Consider the following 17,288-nt stretch of genomic DNA (forward strand, 5'->3'; position numbering starts at 1 on the left):
CTCAGCCAAAGGCTGGGGCCGGCTTATCTCGCAAAACTAGCGTTGATCGGTTTCGATCACATCAACACGCACGGAGCCCTTGCCGGACAACGCGCCGATGACGGAACGAAGCGCCTTAGCCGTGCGCCCGTTGCGTCCGATGACGCGCCCGAGATCTTCGGGATTGACCCGAACCTCGAGGAGCTCGCCACGGCGGGTGTTTCGTGACCGCACCGCAACTTCGTCCGGTGAATCCACGATTCCTCGAACGAGGTGCTCCAGGGCTTCAGCAAGCATTAGGCTTCCTCTCCGGCTTCTTGTGCAGCTTCTGACTTCTCAGCTGCAGCTGCCTTGGCGGCAGAAGCTGCCGCACGGCGCTTCTCTGCATCATCTTGCACGGAGTCAACAGCGGACTTGCGTGCCGCTTCTACATCTACCGTGTCCTTGAACTTGAGACGGCCTTCAGCTCCGGGCAGGCCCTTGAACTTCTGCCAATCGCCCGCCAGCTTGAGCTGCTGCTTGACCGTATCGGAGGGCTGTGCGCCAACCGAAAGCCAGTACTGAGCGCGCTCGGAATCGATCTTGATAACCGACGGATCGGCGGTGGGCTGGTAAATGCCGATTTCCTCGATGACGGCGCCATCGCGGCGCTTACGGGAATCAACAACAACAACGCGGTAGAAAGGCGCACGGATCTTACCCATACGCTTCAAACGAATCTTGACTGCCACTTTAGTGGTCACTCCTGGTTCTATATTGGGATGAACGCACTCCGTTCAAACGGGGGACCATCTGATGAAGGGTTCGACAAGGGCGCCGCAAAGTTGAGAGGGACTCTGCTTTACCCAAGTACAACGCTCTATTGTGCCAGAATCCACGGCGTGGCGGCAATTGCCGCCCATCACAAACACGGTGGCTTCTCCCACACTCACATCCTTCGGTCACCCGAACATCGTGTTGTGTGCTGCATTCGTCAGTTTTGGCTTGGAACACATGCGCCCTTCGTCCCACAATAGCTAGGTGAAATCAGGAAAGAAGGATCAGAGCTCGCACGCGGGGCGCCCCGCCTCGCTCGTTCGCTTTGCATGGCTTTCAGTGGCGGCAGCACTCTTCACGCTGTCCATGAAAACCGTGGCGTACGCGATCACCGGATCAGTGGGCCTTTTGTCCGATGCTGCCGAATCCGTAGTGAACGTTGTGGCAGCCGTTGTGGCGCTTCTGGCACTTCACCAAGCGGAGAAGCCCGCCGATTCGCGGTTCACGTATGGACGCTCGAAAGCCGAATACTTCTCGGCTGCCGTTGAAGGCGCCATGATCTTTGCTGCCGCACTCTTCATTATTGGCAGCGCTATTGACCGCATCATTCACCCCCAGCCCATCGAGAATGTGGGAATTGGCCTGCTCATCTCTGTTGGTGCATCCATCATCAACGGCACGGTGGGCCTTATCCTCATCCGTGCGGGGAAGAAATACACCTCCCCCACGCTGTCCGCCGATGGCAAGCACCTCATGACAGATGTTGTCACCAGCGCAGGTGTTCTGGTGGGAATCGGCTTGGTAGGACTCACCCAGTGGAACGTTCTTGATCCCATCGTGGCCCTGATCGTGGGCATCAACATCACGGTGACTGGCATGCGTCTGATCAGCGATTCCCTCAGGGGGCTGATGGATGTCACGCTTCCCGAGGAACAGAATTCCGCCATCGTGCACGTTCTTCAAGAGTTTTCTGGTGATGACGTGACCTTCCACGGGCTTCAAACACGAGTATCGGGCCGCGAATCCTTCGCCAACGTTGACCTGCTGGTACCGGGCACGTGGACCGTCCTGAAGAGCCACAATCTGGCCGAAAAGGTCAAGGCCGAGATGAAGAAGACCGTCCCTGGATTAGGCGTGCTCGTGCATGTGGAACCCATCGAGGATCCGACGTCCTACGAAGACATTCCTGACGGATACGTCCCGATCCCACTGCCGCCCTCCAGCATGAGTCCGCAATCGGCGGGCGAACCCGCCTGACGCGGAGTTTCTACCGCAGGAAGCGCTGGAGTTCCTCCATGCTGGCCTGATCGAGGTCCTGAGACTTGGCGGGTCCGCCAAACGCACTCCCCTTGTTCTGAGAACTGAGGTTCTCCTGTGCCGCTTCTTCCGCAGCCTGCCGCGCGCGCTTTGCAGGATTACCCGATCGGCCCTTCTTGTTGCCAGAGTTCTTTTTCTTTGCTCGTTTGGCCTTACGCGAGCCTCCGCCCCCAGCGCCAGGCATTCCCGGCATGCCGGGCATCCCTGGCATGCCTCCGCCCTTGGACGCCTGAACCATGAACTTCTTGGCTTGCATAAACCGATCGATGAACGAATTGATTTCCTGAACGGTGGTTCCTGACCCGTTGGCAATTCGTAGGCGCCGCGATCCGTTGAGAACCTTCGGATCGTCGCGTTCGGCAGGAGTCATGGAGTTGACGATCGCTTCAATGCGATCCACCGAACTCTCGTCGAATTCTTCCATGGCGTCACGGTACTGAGCCATCCCCGGCATCATGCCCATGATCTTCTTCATGGACCCCATGCGCTTGAGCTGGTGAAGCTGGTCAATGAAGTCCGACAGCGTAAAATCGCCGCCCGCCATTTTGGAGGCGAGCTCAGCCTGCTGGTTTTCGTCCCACGTGCGCTCGGCCTGCTCAATGAGCGTGAGAATATCGCCCATATCAAGGATTCGTGAGGCCATACGATCGGCGTGGAACCGTTCAAAATCCTCAAGCTTCTCACCTGTGGAAGAGAACAGGATGGGTTTGCCGGTGACGCCACGAACTGAGAGCGCAGCACCGCCTCGGGTATCGCCATCCAGCTTGGAGATGACCACACCGGAAAAGCCAACGCCATCTTGGAAGGCATTGGCCGTGGTGACGGCGTCCTGACCGATCATGGCGTCAACAACGAACAGTGTTTCATTCGGGTGCACGGCATCGCGAATATCGATGGCCTGCTGCATCATTTCCTGATCAACGCCCAGCCGCCCGGCCGTGTCAACCACCACAACGTCGTAACCGTTGGTCTTGGCAAACTCCAAGCCATTGCGCGCCACGTCAACGGGATCACCCACGCCGTTACCCGGCTCAGGTGCCCACACATCAACGTCCGCCCGTGTTCCCACAACCTCCAGCTGCTGAACGGCGTTCGGGCGCTGAAGGTCCGAGGCAACCAGCAGGACCTTGTGATCGCGTTCGCGCAGCCACAAGCCCAGCTTGCCCGCCAGAGTTGTCTTACCGGCACCCTGAAGACCTGCCAGCATGATGACGGTGGGGCCGCTTGAGGCCATGTTGAGATCACGGGTCTCACCACCCAGAATCTCTACCAGCTCATCGTTGACGATCCTGACCACCTGTTGGCCGGGGTTCAGCGCCTGCGAGGCTAACGCCCCAGTGGCCTTCTCACGCACGGCAGATGTGAATGATCGGACCACCGGGAGCGCCACATCGGCGTCCAACAGGGCGCGCCGGATTTCACCAACGGTCTGCTCAACATCCGATGCAGTGAGGCGCCCCTTGGAGCGCAAGTTCTTAAACGAGCCGGTAATGCGGTCGGAAAGCGTATCGAACACTGGCCTACCTTCGAGTTGCGGTCAATAAACTGCCTTCTATCCTACGCTAGGGCGAGCCACCGAGCCTACGCCCCGTGGCGCATGTGGACGTATCCCTCATTAACCAGCTGACGGACAAGACTAGCCTTCCATGGCCCCCACGCTTCTGGCTTACAGGAGGAGGCATCTGCTTGCGTCAACAGATGGAGGCAGATCAGCAGTTCTGCATCACCGCCAACGGCATCCGAGAGCGTTGCCCACGTTGCCGGATCATGAGGATCCTCCGATGTGGCCAAATCGCCAAGAAGCAGATGATGCCGGGTCAGGAGCGTCACGTCATCCCGGAGAGATTCCGGGTACCCCATGGGTTCAAGGATTCCAGGGATCATCGTGGCTCCCCGTTGGGCGTGGTGGGGAAACCCAGGGCGCTTGCCAATGTCATGGAAGAATGCAGCCACAAGAACGGCGCTGCGCCGCTCGGGCGAAAGCGCCGCCAGAGATTGCCCATCGATGCTCTCCATGTCGGGCACAATCGACGCCACTTCGAATTGATGGCGATCCACCGTATGTTTGTGAATCGCGGAGCGCTGGGGCAAGTTCCGTATCTCAGCCCACGGTGGAATCATTTGAGTGAGCAGACCTGCCGTATCCAGCGCTTCCCACACCGAAATCTGATTGCGCCCGCTACTGAGGATCCGCTCAAAGCTACGCCGCCCCCACTCGGGCCACGGTGCGGATTCCGCCACGGCGGTCCCGGCACCGCTGCGATACATATGGGCCAAGCTCGCCAAGCGAATCGGAGTTCCACTCTGCGCGGCTTCGCCGGCCAGAGCAAACAACACCTGAGGGTCAGCGGGTGAGGCCCCAGAGGTCAACACAAGTTCGCCACCGAGTTCACCAACACCCGGCGCCACCTCTTTGAGCCTCGGGGGAAGGGCCCGCCCGCGCACCAACCGAGGGCCGCGCCGCCGGCCTGCGGTTTCAAGGCTGCCGCGAGCGCGCCGCTTCACATCCGTATAGGCGGCGCGGATCGTCCGAGCGGCGCGGGAAACCTCCGCCAGCAGTTCATCGGCCGGATCAGTCCCGCCGATGCCATCAAATCCAAGGATCTGGGCTACCTCGTCTTGGTACTGCAACCTCAACACATTGTGATGGCGCCCCGTGACCGATGTCAGGGCGTCACGAACATCGAGGAGAAACTCATACGCACCGTCGTAGTTGATCGAAGGCCGTTCAGCCAGCCACGCGGCCACGACGGCCTTGATGAGAAGCGCGTCCCGCATGCCACCAGCAGCTTCCTTCAGATTGCCTTCGATGAGGTAGGCGAGCCTGCCGAACTGCGCGCGCCGTTCGCTCTGTTCAGCCACCACCTCATCAAATCTCAGCCGCGCGCCCGCGCGCCAGTCCGCGAGAACTGCAGAAGCCGCCCGGTCAACGAGTTCGTTATCACCAGCGATGACGCGCAGATCTAGCAAGCTCATCGAAGCGGCAAGATCTTTCTTGGCGATGCCTCGGCAATCCTTGAGGGAACGGACCGAGTGATCGAGCTCCAGATTGGCATCCCAGATCGGATACCACAAGCTATTTGATAGGCCCTCAAGGCCCCCCTCAAGTTCTGGATGCGCCCCGCCGTCGTGAACCAACACCAAATCCAAATCGGACTGGGGCCCGGCGTCCCTACGCGCCAACGAACCAACGGCGGCAAGCCCTATCCCACTTATCGGGCCGTGGACTCCCTGCCCGGCCAAGGCTTCCTGCCACAGGCCGCCCAGCGCTTGTTCTATCTCCTCGCTCCAACGCCTACGCGAGGCAGCGCCGGGTGTAAAACCCTGACGTGCCTCGCGTAGTCCAGATAGCGGTCCGCTAGAGGGCATCCTCACCGGTATCCCCGGTACGGACTCGAATAACCTCGTCCACCGTGCTGATCCAAATCTTGCCATCGCCGATACGCCCAGAGCGGGCGGCCCCGGCAAGGGTCAACGCCAGCTCGGAGGCCTGATCATCAGAGCACACAAGCTCAATCTTGACCTTTGGCAGGAGATCCACCGTGTATTCCGCACCGCGGTATACCTCGGTGTGGCCACGCTGGCGGCCGTAACCGTTCACTTGGGAAACGGTCATGCCCTTGACACCTTCGGCCATGACGGCCTTTTTCACTTCATCGAGCCGGTGGGGCTGAATGATTGCGGTAACAAGCTTCATGTTCAGATCTCCTTCGAGTATGCGCCAACAAGCTGATCGTATGCGGATTCGCCGTGTTCTGAAGAATCGACTCCACGATCCTCATCCTCAGCGCTCACGCGCCACCCCATCGTTACCTTGATGATGAATCCGAGGATCACGGTGATAACTCCAGCGTAAATGATAGCCACAAGAGCAATCACGATCTGGACAATAGTCTGCTCAATGCCACCACCGTAGAACAGGCCAGTGTCCGTTGCGAGCAGGCCAACAAGCACCGTTCCGATGAGGCCGCCCACCAAGTGAACACCCACCACGTCCAGCGAATCGTCATAGCCAAACTTGGTCTTGAGCGATACCGCCAGCGAGCACACGGCGCCGGCGATTGCACCAAGAATGATGGCGCCAACGGGGCTGACGGAGCCCGCCGCTGGGGTGATAGCCACCAGTCCGGCAACAACACCCGAGGCTGCGCCGAGCGCCGTCATGTGACCAAAGCGCAGCTTTTCGGTGAGGATCCAGCCCAAGATGGCTGCGGATGCGGCAGCGGTGGTGTTGACCCACGCCATACCTGCCGCACCATCGGCCGTGAAGGCGGAGCCAGCGTTGAAGCCAAACCATCCGAACCACAGTCCGGCGGCGCCCAGCATGACAAATGGGAGGTTATGGGGGCGGAATGCGTCCTGACCAAAGCCCTTGCGCTTGCCGATAATGAGCACGAGAACCAGAGCAGCCACGCCAGCGTTGATGTGAACAACGGTGCCGCCAGCGAAGTCAATGGGGGCAACGGTGGCCGCCCCGTCCGTGGTGCCGAACAACATGGCCGCTAGGCCGTCCTCCGAATCGGACAGCAGGCCGCCGCCCCACACCATATGCGCCATCGGGAAGTAGGACAGGGTTGCCCACAGCAGAGCAAAAACCAGCCATGAAGAGAACTTCGTGCGGTCGGCAAGTGCTCCGGAAATCAGTGCAACGGTGATGATGGCAAAGGTTGCCTGGAAGGCAACGCCAACGATCACTGGGACTCCCAGATCGTCAAGCAGGAACTCCCCGCCTTCGCCGTAGATCAAGCCGGACAGATTGAAACCGTCAAATGGGTTGGCGAAGATCCCGCCAACTGAGCTTTCTCCGTAGCTCATCGAGTATCCCCACAGGGGGTAGACCACGCCGATAACAGCCATAGTGCCGATCGACATCATCATCATGTTGAGGACGGACTTCGATCGGCTCATTCCCCCGTAGAAGAATGCCAGCGCGGGTGTCATGAGCAGCACAAAGGATGCCGAGGTTAGCATCCATGCGGTAGCGCCCGTGTCGAGGGCTTCCATGATGGCCTCCTAGTGTCCGGCCACTCGGCCGGCTCCGTACCATCAAGGATTCCTTGCCGCCATTTCACTTAGGGGGCGGGGACATTACATTCCAGTAACGCTCTCCCGCTACCTTGTTTCCAACGTGTTAAACGTGTGTTCTGAGTTACGTTATGAGGCCGTTCCCACCAGCGCGTCCACGAATCCTTCTGGATCGAACGGGGCAAGATCGTCCGCACCTTCGCCCAGTCCAACGAACTTCACCGGTACTCCGAGCTCGCGTTGCACGGCAATGACGATTCCACCCTTGGCGGTGCCGTCCAGCTTGGTGAGCACGATTCCCGTGATGCCCGTGACCTCCGCAAACACCTTCGCCTGCTGCAGGCCATTTTGCCCCGTGGTGGCGTCCAGTACCAGCAGAACCTCTCCTACGGGGGCGTTGCGTTCCATCACCCGTTTGATTTTTCCGAGTTCATCCATGAGGCCCGCTTTGTTTTGGAGGCGCCCCGCTGTATCGACGACGACGACGTCACTGCCCCGCTCCGCGGCAACCTTGACGGCCTCAAAGGCAACAGAGGCCGGATCTGCACCTTCACGATCGGAGCGGACCACATCAACGCCCACGCGCATCCCCCACGTGGCTAGCTGATCCGCCGCCGCGGCACGGAAGGTATCGGCTGCACCCAAGATCACCGTCTTCTCCTCGGCAATGAGCAGGCGGGCAAGTTTACCCACGGTGGTGGTTTTGCCTGTGCCGTTCACACCCACCATGAGGATCGCGGCCGGATGTGCCACCCCGGATTCGTCCGTGGACGGTTCCGTCTTGAGCGTGCGGTCCATCGTGGGGTCAACGAGCTTCATGAGTTCGTTGTGGAGGATCTCGCGCACTCGCTGAGGATCACGGGTACCTTCCACCTTCGTCTGGGTTTTCAGGCTGTCCATGATCTGCGTTGTAGGCTCTAGGCCAACATCGGCCATGAGGAGCGTATCTTCGATCTCCTCCCAATCTTCGGGTGAGAGATCTCCACGCGAAAGGATGCTGAGGATCGATTGACCGATTCCGCCCGAACGGGCAAGCCGCGCGCGCAGCCGCTGCATGCGGGAAGGCACAGATTCGGGAAGCTCGATGGCGGGGACGGTAACCTCGGGTTCCGCCGGGGCTTCCTCCACCTCCACGGAGCTTTCTGCTTCCTCTGCTGTTTCCTCTGTGGATGTGATCGGCGGGCGGCGCAGGCTTTCTTCGAGCTGGTCACGCCGGCGATTCTTGACGATGAAGAGCGCCACCACAACAATGGCCAGAAGCGCCGCGATAACAATAAGGACTGTGGTCTCTGTATTCACCCCCTCAGTCTTGCGCATCGGTACCGATGTTTTCTACAGGGTTGCGCCCTGCGAACACGTAATCTTTCCGATTCGGCCCATATGTGAAACAAAACACTTACAGTGGGAGGCAAGGATGAATCTGAAAGGCGGTTCAGATGCGTGCATTGGTCAAGCCTCACAGGGGTCCGGGCCTCGAACTTCGCGATGTTCCCGAACCAATGACGGGCAGGTCCGAGGTCAAGATTAGGGTGATGCGCACGGGGCTGTGCGGAACGGACCTCCACATCGAATCGTGGGATGATTTTGCCGCCACTCATGTCACTCCCGGTCAAATCATCGGTCACGAATTCTATGGAGAAATCGTGGAGGTTGGCTCCTCTGTCCCGGAGGGCGAAGGGATCGATGAGCTTCATGTTGGCCAGCGCGTTTCCGTTGAAGGTCACGTTGTGTGCCGTCGGTGTTCGAACTGCCGGCGCGGCCGGCACCATATGTGCCTGCGCACGAGCTCCGTGGGTGTGGATAGGGACGGTGCATTTGCGGATTATGTGGTGGTTCCGGCTCGCAACGTCTGGGTGCAGCCCGAAACTATCGATCCCGATCTTGGCGCACTCTTCGATCCGTTTGGCAACGCCGTGCATACCGCGTTCCAATATCCGCTGGCCACGGAGGATGTTCTCATCTCTGGAGCTGGGCCCATTGGTATATTCGCGGCCGCGATCGCTCAATACGTGGGTGCTCGCCATGTGGTTCTCACCGATATCAATGATCGCAGGCTCGAACTGGCCAGTGGCATCGGTGCCACCACCGTGAACGTTGCCCGAGACAACCTCGCTGATGTACTGGAGCCCCTTGATATACGCGAAGGCTTTGACGTGGGGCTAGAAGTATCAGGAAGTCCGGCTGCCATGGCCCAGATGATCGAGCTATGTAACTTCGGAGCGAACATCGCAATGCTCGGGCTACCGTCCGCTCCGTACCCCATTGATTGGAACACCGTCATCACCCGCATGCTCACCCTGCAGGGCGTGTACGGTCGCATGATGTTCGATACGTGGTTCAGAGCCACCAACTTGCTGACAAGCTCCTCGGTCTTGCGCGAGCATGTGCGCTCGCTGATCACACACCGCCTGCCTGCCGAACGGTGGGAAGAAGCCTTTGATATCGCCCGAATGGGCAACAGTGGAAAAATAATCATGGATTGGACTCAGTAATGTTCACCTTTGCCGAAGATATTGCTGGCGAACTCGATCAGATTCGCGCGGGCGGGCTGTACAAGGCCGAACGCCCCATCACCACTCCCCAAGCGGCGCATATCGCGACAGATCTGGGTGAATGTCTCAACTTCTGCGCTAACAACTACCTCGGGCTTGCCGATCACCCCGATATTATCGGCGCCGCCAAGAACGGGCTGGACGAATTCGGCTACGGGACAGCTTCCGTGAGGTTTATTTGCGGCACTCAGGTGATCCATCGCGAACTCGAAGCCTCTATCGCCTCTTTTGTGGGCAAGGAGGATGCGATCCTTTTCGCATCCTGTTTCGATGCCAACGGAGGCGTTTTCGAGGTGCTGCTGGGTCAAGACGATGCCGTCGTGTCCGACGCCCTCAATCACGCCTCGATCATTGATGGCATTCGACTGTGCAAAGCACAGCGGTACCGCTATCGCAACTCGGACATGGCAGATCTCCGCGCCCAACTCGAAGCCGCTCGAGCAAACGGAGCTGGCCGTATCCTCATCGCAACCGACGGCGTTTTCTCGATGGACGGATACTTCGCAAAGCTGCCGGAGATTTGCGATCTCGCGGATCAGTTCGGGGCGCTGGTTCTTGTGGACGATTCCCACGCCACTGGCATCGTGGGAGAACACGGGGCTGGGACGCCTTCGATGTTTGGGGTTCAGGACAGGGTGGATATTGTCACGGGCACGTTGGGCAAGGCGCTCGGCGGGGCATCCGGTGGATATGTTGCTGGCCCGCGTCTGGTCATTGAGCTACTCAAGCAGCGCGCTAGGCCATATCTGTTCTCCAACGCCGTTGCGCCATCCATCGTTACAGGATCTCTTCAGGCCTTAGAACTCGCTCGAAGTGGTGATCATCTGCGCCGCCGCGTGGACCGCAACACCAGTTTGTTCCGCAGGCTCATGTCAGAAGCAGGATTCACCCTGCTTCCGGGCAACCACCCTATTGTTGCCGTCATGTTCCCCGGGGACGATGGCGCCCGCCAAGCGAGCGAGATTGCCTCGGCCATGTTGAATCGCGGGGTTTACGTCACCGGATTCTCCTACCCGGTGGTGCCGCTGGGAGAAGCGCGGATACGAGTTCAGCTATCTGCCGCCCATAGCGAAGATGATGTCCGCGAATGCGTGCAGGCGTTCATTGCCTGCCGCGAGGAAGTCAATGAAGTGGGTTAGCGCTCCGCCCGATCTGCACTCACGGCGCTGGCGGCACTGCGGCGGAGCTTTCCTGCCGCCGAGATGACTGGCGCTGTCACGGCCTCTGCTGCCCCACGTTCAAAGGTCCGAACCTCGTTCCATACCTGCCCGATCTCATCCGGTCCGTAGGAGTGACCAGCATCCAGAGGGAAATCAGCAAGATCACCCAGCCTGCCATCAACCACTTGCACATCGAATTCATCGTGCACGTCAAGTTCATCTGCTCTCCACGCCGCAACCGAGTCGGATACCCAACTCGACACGTTCTTGGAGCGAAGATAGAAAAAGCACAGGTAGCTGAGTACCACTGCGAGGACAACAAGCATAATCAAGATAGCGACAACCACAGCCATAATTATCCCCCACTTCTGCTGCAGTGGGAAGAGACCACACCTGAAAAACCGTGAGATCGGCGACAATCTGGGGACCTCCATCACTCACACGGTAACGATCACATAACAAGAGATTTCGTTACGATCACAGAGAAATCTACGGAGGCGTCAGTCTTACTGAACAGTCCAGATGGTTCCAATTCTGAAATGCCAACAATCGAAAGAAGACTCAACGGTTTCAGAGGAACGAACTTAGCGACACCTATCAAGTAGCTGAATTCGGAACCTTTGAGTGATTACGATTCCCCGACCACAGATCAAGACAACCGGCTCAAACCGCCCTCGCTCACCCACCTACCACGCTACGGTGAATTTCAGAGCTACAGCACTTACGAAATGGTAACTTGGAACTAGGAGAACAGATGTACATAGCGTCAAAGCCAGAGTCGCGCGCGTTGCATCTCGCTCAGGGATTATGGTGGTAACTACGCATCCAACAGCGAAGCGGCCTCTAACATGGGCGATTATTCTGATGGCTATTGGCGTAGTGACTTACTTTGGCGCACCATAGCTTAATCACGGTGCAACTGGTACCTCTTATGGCTTTAACGCCATCGAGTCGCAAATCATCCACAACGAAACATCCTGGCCCTCAGCGACAAGATCCGAGTAAACACGGCGGGCGTCATAAGCGACAAGTCAGAATCCTTGCGTGACAAAAGCTCAAAGCGTAGCGTAGCGGCGTCAGCTGATAGCTTTTCTCACCTTTGCGCAACTTCGATTTGGGCGGAGATTAACAGTATGCAGATAAAGAATATTGGGGGCCTCCTTTTCGTAATAGCTCTCATATTGAGTTCGGGCACTGCTGGTGCTGCGTCAGCGGCACCGTCTGAGGAGCCCTCAGATTCCTCGGAATCTCAATCGGCACCTGAAGGTTTCGTTCAGGGGGGAACTACTTCGGACACGCAGTGGATTGAGATCGACGAGACTACGGCGAACAGAATTGAATCTGGCGACATTGAAGCGATCGAAAAATACTACAACAGTAATGGAGATGTCGATCCTAGTGCAGTACTAAGCGATTTCCCCACTGAGGCAAATCAGTTGGCGTACGGTTCAAGTAGTGCCCAACGTAGCACTCCCAAAAACCCCGATGGGTGTGAGCTACTACCAGTCGGCTCTAGTCACAAAGACGGCCCGATGTACATGCACAAGCGAACTGGCTCGAATTCAACGGGCAACGGATACGGAACGATCGGCTGGAAGCCGGTAACTAAATGTAAGACAACTCCTAAGCAGATTGCTAATGAGAACAGGTTCTATAGGTCCTCGCTTGGCGGATGGTATCCACAAGCTGACGGCAAGAAGGGTTCTACATCAAGCGTTAAGGAATATACACAGAAGGACGTCAAATGGTCTTGTCAGAACCTGAAACGAGAAGATTGGCGAGGCATTACCGTCAGTACGATCACCGCTAGCGATAACAAGAGTTATGCTGCTAAACAGACGACCAATACTATCAACTTGCCTTGCGGTACAAAGTGATGAGCACAGTTGCGTCCGTATTGTGTCGATGGCTTACCTATTGCGAAGCGGCTGGTGTTGCGGTCAAGGATCAGCAGACAGCACCGAAAATGTTGGTTGAGGAGCTCGTCACCCGTGACTTCCACCAGGAGATAGTGCCACTCCTGCCAGAAATCGAACCCTATCCCATCGAAGAGACGCAGGTTCTCCTGTTGGCAGCCGCCGTGGGAAATACGTTTGGTGGCGAAGGTATGCAAGTCGGCTCCAGCGCTGCTTCGCTTGCACGCAACCTCACCGTGGAATACGCCAACATCGTGCGTGGAACGCTAATTTCAGATCACGTCGAAGCGTTCGCGGACGGCTGGTACAACGCACCGGAGTCAGATCAGGTACGTCTCACTACCGGTGCCGCGTCGTGGTGCTGGTGGACCTCCCCGAACTACATCAACTCGGCCGGTTCCGACGAAGCTGGACTATGGATGACGTCTCAACTATTCAGTGAGAAGGTTCGCTTCCCTGCGACTATTTCATTGGGGTGGCTGTGCGGCGAGGACGCCTCTACGAGCCCAATAGATCTCCTCAAGGACGCGCCAAGGGCACCCTTACGAGTAACGCAAACTCCTGACTCGTCCCGTACCTTTACTATTAGCTCGACACAAGATTTTCGGGAATTAGTGGACCGTTTCCCACTCGCTATCCCGCAAGATTCTGCCGAGCAGACGCACCATCAGTTACGAGACACGGCGCTAGTCTCACGCCCAGTTGACGTTCTGGTTGACTGGCCGCGTGCCGCAGAACGCTACGACGCTGTCCGTATGACATGTGAGGGATATATGGAGTGCGCGTGGCTTCCGCTTGAAACCACGTACGGTGTCACAACAGCAACTGGCTGGTCACCGGAAGCGACATACTGGCTGCAGGCACCGCCTCTGCGCTAGTAACATCAGGCTGCGCTTAGGCGACCAGCAGGACCCCAACGTAGGCCATGGACGCAGCTAGTTATAGTTGCCGCCGTAGGTATTTAAGTTGTCAGGCCGAGGTCCGCCAGCCTTTGAGAGATAACCGATGAGACTCCCGAATCCTGCATGGCAATTCCGTACAGGGTATCGGCAATTTCCATCGTTCTCTTCTGGTGGGTGATCACTAGGAGCTGTGAGCTTTCCTGAAGTTCACGGAAGACGCCGAGAAGCCGCGAGAGGTTCGCATCATCCAGCGCCGCCTCCACTTCGTCCATCACGTAGAAGGGCGAGGGCCGTGCCATGAAGATTGAGACGAGGAAAGCGAAGGCAGTCAGAGAACGCTCACCACCCGAGAGCAGCGAAAGCCTCTTGACACGCTTACCTGGGGGCCGTGCCTCGATTTCAATTCCCGTGGTGAGCGGGCTGTCCGGTTCAGTCAGGACCAGCCGCCCTTCTCCCCCGGGAAATAGCTTGGAGAAGACCTCCGAGAACTTTTCGGTGACGTCGCTCAGGGCCTCGCTTAGCACTTCGTGCACGTGACGATCCACGTCCTTGACGATGTCCATGAGATCGTTGCGCGATTTCTTCAAATCGGACAGCTGATCAGTGAGATAGCGTTGACGTTCCTCTAGGGCAGCGTGCTCCTCGAGAGCAAGCGGATTAATTTTACCCAGACGGGCGATCCCACGTTCAGCCTTGGCCAAGCGTTTTTCTTGTTCACCGCGGATATACGGGACCTCGCCGGTCTCAGTAGGAACAGGCAAGAAGGGGCCATACTCCTCAACAAGTTCGTCAGGGCCCATCCCGAGTTCATCGGATGCTTGGGCTGCTAATTGCTCGTATTTCAAGCGGTGTTCTGCCTGAATTAGCTCGCTCTGATGCTTGGAATCCGCGAGGCGTGTGGCCTCTTGGCCGAGCGCATCGAACCTGCGGCGGCATTCTCGCAGCTCAGCCTCGTATTCATCCTGAGTTTCCTGCTTATGTGCTCGGGCGCGCGATACTCGCTCTCTCAGGCTTTGCACGGCCGCGAGGCTTCTTGCCGCCGCCTCTGCTACCTCTTCGGCCATTCGTGCCGCCTCCACCCGGCGCTCCGCTGCACGCTTGGCGCGGTCAATCCGCTCCTGAACCGCTTCGGCCTGTCGCAGGAGAGCATCGGATTTGCCCGCAACGGCCCTCAAACGTTCCTCCGCTGTACGAAGGGCAAGCCGCGCCTCGGTTTCCTGCTGGCGGGTAGACCGCGTTGCTTCGTGGGCGGCTCCGAGTTCCTCTTGTAGCGTCGCGATGCGATCGCCGGAGTCCTGCGAGGCTTGTGGTGCGCCCCGCTCCTGAAGCGCTGCCAGCTCCTTTGTTCGCGCGGCAATCTCCTTCTGGATCTTTGCCGCACGATCTTCGTTGCGCGCTACCTCTGTCTGAGCCGCTGCTTCGCTCTGTTGGCTATATTTCAGCTGTGCCTGAGCCTTTGTATGAGCGGCTGAAGCAACAGCCGCCGCCGCCTCGAACTCGTGGCACTGGGCCGAAAGGGCTTTGACCTCCGCCTCACTCGAAACGATCTGTTCCCGGAGGTTCTCCGCCTTCTCGCGTTCTGTTACTACCTCACGCTTGACCACATCGTATCGGTTTCGGCGCGCTAACACAGACGCAGCCTCATCACCTCCTGCCACAAGGTGGGCTGTCAGGAGATCTCCAGCCTTCGTCACCACACGTGGCGCGCCCGCGTCCACGAGGGCGCGCGCTGCCTCAAGGTCCGAGGCAAGAACGGTTCCAGCGAGGGATGGGTGTATCCCTTCAAAGATCTCAGGGGAAGCTTCCACCGCGTCCACCGCGCACATAGCGCCAGCGGCAGCGCCGCATTCGGCGATGGCGCGCTCAGCTAACTCGTCTAGTTCCTCGCAGCGGGCACGCAGGCTCCGCGAGTTGGCGCCCAACACCGTCATCACCACCCGGCCGGCTGAAGCCTGATGGACGCGTGCGAGCAGACTGGTTGCGCGGGCATGGCTATCAAGAACGGCACCCGCCGCTGCTCCGCTGAGGCCAGCCTCGAACGCGGACTCCCATCCCTCACGCACCTTCAGGTCCCCAGCGAGCAAGCGCGCATCGCTGTTCGCCATCAACCACGCGGTGGCGTCCTCAGGTTCAAGAGAGAGCGCCAGAGTCTCCTCCGTTGCTCTAAGTGAGGCCAGTTTCTCGCGCGCAGCCTGCTCGGCCTTACGCAGCTGGCTCAGCTGATCTTTCGCCGCGTCGAGATGCGCGGTAGCTTCCTCGTATTCGGCGGGCGGTTGCGGCTCCACCATGCCCTCGTGGATCCTCGCCGCTTCATTCGACGCCTCATGCCCTCGATCGTGCGCCGCGCGAGCTGCCGCCTGCACACGCTCGAGCTCTCCATCCAGCGCCTCGATTCGGGCTTCGATGGTGGCAATCTTTCCCTGATGGCGCGCCGTCTCTTCGCGGTTGTTTGCCAGCTGTCGATTGAACTCAGCCACGTCCTTATCCAGCTGCCGTTCACGTTCTTCACGTTGTTCGCGAGCGCCAACATGGCTACCCAACCGATCGGCCGCTTCCCGTACGGCTGCCTCCAGCTTCTCTTCTTCTTCTCGCGCACGACGGGAACGGTCACGGATATCCTGAGGGCGTTCCCCGCGATACTCAGAACCGCTCGCCTGAGCCAAGGAGCGCTGCCGCTCTCGCGCCAACTCACCGAGTGAACGGTATCGCTCTTCCAATGATCCGAGCGCCTCGGCCTGTTTAGCAATATGCGCCGTTTCTGGACGTGACTGGGCCGCAGCCAATTCGAGGCTCTCAAGCTGCTCCTTGGCCTCGTCCACCTGCCGTGCATTCTCCGCACGCTGGCTGGCAATCTTTTGCTCGTCGGCACTGTGGGACTGTAGGCGAGCCTGCTGCTGGGCCACATCATCGGCCAACAACCGCGCCTTCGCGTCACGCAATTCAGCTTGAATAACGCCTGCCTTACGTGCCGCATCTGCTTGGCGCGCAAGGGGTCCCATCTGGCGCCGTAGTTCAACTGTGAGGTCCTCGATCCTCGTGAGCGAACCCTGCATTGTTTCGAGCTTGCGTAAGGCCTTCTCCTTACGCTTGCGGTGCTTGAGCAACCCGGCTGCTTCTTCGACGAAGCCGCGGCGATCCTCCGCACTCGAGGTCAGGACCTCATCAAGCTTTCCCTGACCAATGATCACATGCATTTCTTTGCCCATGCCGGTATCGGAAAGCAGCTCTTGGATATCGAGCAGCCGGCACGAGGCGCCATTGATCGCGTATTCGGACCCACCCGAGCGAAAAAGAGTCCTCGAAATGGTGACTTCGCGGTACTCGATGGGCAGGGCACCATCGGAGTTATCGATCGTTAGCGAAACTTCGGCGCGGCCGAGGGCTTGGCGGGCAGACGTACCAGCGAAAATGACATCCGCCATGGCGCCACCACGCATGTTTTTTGCGCCCTGCTCCCCCATCACCCATGCCAGTGCGTCAACTACATTGGATTTTCCTGACCCGTTAGGCCCCACCACGCAGTTAATGCCCGGCTCAAAACGCATCGTTGTTGACGAGGCGAACGATTTGAAGCCTCGGAGCGTCAACGATTTGAGATACACCCGTTCAGGATACCCTTTCGGCTCCAGAGCGCGAAAAAGGAGCCAGCCCGCGTGGGGAGGCTCCTTTTTCGTTTGTGAT

14 protein-coding genes are annotated in these 17,288 nt (G+C 58.6%); 5 read left to right on the forward strand and 9 right to left on the reverse strand.

Annotated elements, in window-relative coordinates; all coding sequences use genetic code 11:
* Positions 1-36 precede the first annotated feature (36 nt).
* Both ACTHV6_RS02735 and rpsP read right to left on the reverse strand, forming a co-directional pair.
* The gene (locus ACTHV6_RS02735) at positions 37-276 is read right to left on the reverse strand and encodes an RNA-binding protein (protein WP_441385729.1); all 240 of its coding nucleotides are present in this window, start codon (positions 274-276) and stop codon (positions 37-39) included.
* Positions 276-710 (reverse strand): 30S ribosomal protein S16, encoded by a 435-nt coding sequence (rpsP, locus tag ACTHV6_RS02740; protein ID WP_441385730.1) that lies wholly within the window; start codon positions 708-710, stop codon positions 276-278. Before rpsP ends, ACTHV6_RS02735 begins: the two co-directional genes overlap by 1 nt.
* Before the next feature lie 289 nt (positions 711-999).
* Here rpsP and ACTHV6_RS02745 point away from each other — a divergent pair, with 289 nt between their 5' ends.
* Positions 1,000-1,992, forward strand: a complete 993-nt coding sequence (locus ACTHV6_RS02745) for a cation diffusion facilitator family transporter (RefSeq protein ID WP_441385731.1) — start codon at positions 1,000-1,002, stop codon at positions 1,990-1,992.
* Positions 1,993-2,002: 10 nt separating this feature from the next.
* Here ACTHV6_RS02745 and ffh read toward each other — a convergent pair whose 3' ends face one another.
* The 5 genes from ffh to ftsY form a co-directional block, all read right to left on the reverse strand.
* Positions 2,003-3,568: a signal recognition particle protein gene (ffh, locus tag ACTHV6_RS02750; protein WP_441385732.1), complete on the reverse strand. Its 1,566-nt coding sequence runs from the start codon at positions 3,566-3,568 to the stop codon at positions 2,003-2,005.
* A gap of 65 nt (positions 3,569-3,633) precedes the next feature.
* Positions 3,634-5,421, reverse strand: a complete 1,788-nt coding sequence (locus ACTHV6_RS02755) for an HD domain-containing protein (RefSeq protein WP_441385733.1) — start codon at positions 5,419-5,421, stop codon at positions 3,634-3,636.
* The gene (locus ACTHV6_RS02760; RefSeq protein WP_441385734.1) at positions 5,411-5,749 is read right to left on the reverse strand and encodes a P-II family nitrogen regulator; all 339 of its coding nucleotides are present in this window, start codon (positions 5,747-5,749) and stop codon (positions 5,411-5,413) included. Before ACTHV6_RS02760 ends, ACTHV6_RS02755 begins: the two co-directional genes overlap by 11 nt.
* Before the next feature lie 2 nt (positions 5,750-5,751).
* Positions 5,752-7,056, reverse strand: coding sequence for an ammonium transporter (locus ACTHV6_RS02765; RefSeq protein WP_441385735.1), 1,305 nt, complete (start codon positions 7,054-7,056; stop codon positions 5,752-5,754).
* 150 nt (positions 7,057-7,206) lie between these two features.
* On the reverse strand, positions 7,207-8,376 hold the full coding sequence (gene ftsY, locus ACTHV6_RS02770; RefSeq protein ID WP_441385736.1) for a signal recognition particle-docking protein FtsY: 1,170 nt from the start codon (positions 8,374-8,376) through the stop codon (positions 7,207-7,209).
* 137 nt (positions 8,377-8,513) lie between these two features.
* On the opposite strand from ftsY, the gene tdh reads away from it, so the two are divergent.
* Both tdh and ACTHV6_RS02780 read left to right on the forward strand, forming a co-directional pair.
* Positions 8,514-9,569: an L-threonine 3-dehydrogenase gene (tdh, locus tag ACTHV6_RS02775; RefSeq protein ID WP_441385737.1), complete on the forward strand. Its 1,056-nt coding sequence runs from the start codon at positions 8,514-8,516 to the stop codon at positions 9,567-9,569.
* Positions 9,557-10,768, forward strand: a complete 1,212-nt coding sequence (locus ACTHV6_RS02780; protein ID WP_441385738.1) for a glycine C-acetyltransferase — start codon at positions 9,557-9,559, stop codon at positions 10,766-10,768. The genes tdh and ACTHV6_RS02780 overlap by 13 nt, the downstream gene beginning before the upstream one ends.
* Here ACTHV6_RS02780 and ACTHV6_RS02785 read toward each other — a convergent pair.
* Positions 10,765-11,142, reverse strand: a complete 378-nt coding sequence (locus ACTHV6_RS02785; protein WP_441385739.1) for a hypothetical protein — start codon at positions 11,140-11,142, stop codon at positions 10,765-10,767. The genes ACTHV6_RS02780 and ACTHV6_RS02785 overlap by 4 nt on opposite strands.
* Positions 11,143-11,922: 780 nt before the next feature.
* Between ACTHV6_RS02785 and ACTHV6_RS02790 the strand changes: the two genes are divergently transcribed.
* A complete protein-coding gene (locus ACTHV6_RS02790) occupies positions 11,923-12,666 on the forward strand; it encodes a hypothetical protein (protein ID WP_441385740.1) in 744 nt (247 codons plus the stop codon).
* Positions 12,666-13,583 (forward strand): hypothetical protein, encoded by a 918-nt coding sequence (locus tag ACTHV6_RS02795; protein ID WP_441385741.1) that lies wholly within the window; start codon positions 12,666-12,668, stop codon positions 13,581-13,583. The genes ACTHV6_RS02790 and ACTHV6_RS02795 overlap by 1 nt, the downstream gene beginning before the upstream one ends.
* Before the next feature lie 83 nt (positions 13,584-13,666).
* Here ACTHV6_RS02795 and smc read toward each other — a convergent pair whose 3' ends face one another.
* Entirely contained in the window at positions 13,667-17,209 is a 3,543-nt protein-coding gene (gene smc / locus ACTHV6_RS02800; RefSeq protein WP_441385742.1) for a chromosome segregation protein SMC, read from the reverse strand.
* Positions 17,210-17,288 lie beyond the last annotated feature (79 nt).

It is taken from the genome of Ancrocorticia sp., assembly GCF_052089425.1.
Lineage (GTDB): Bacteria > Actinomycetota > Actinomycetes > Actinomycetales > Actinomycetaceae > Ancrocorticia.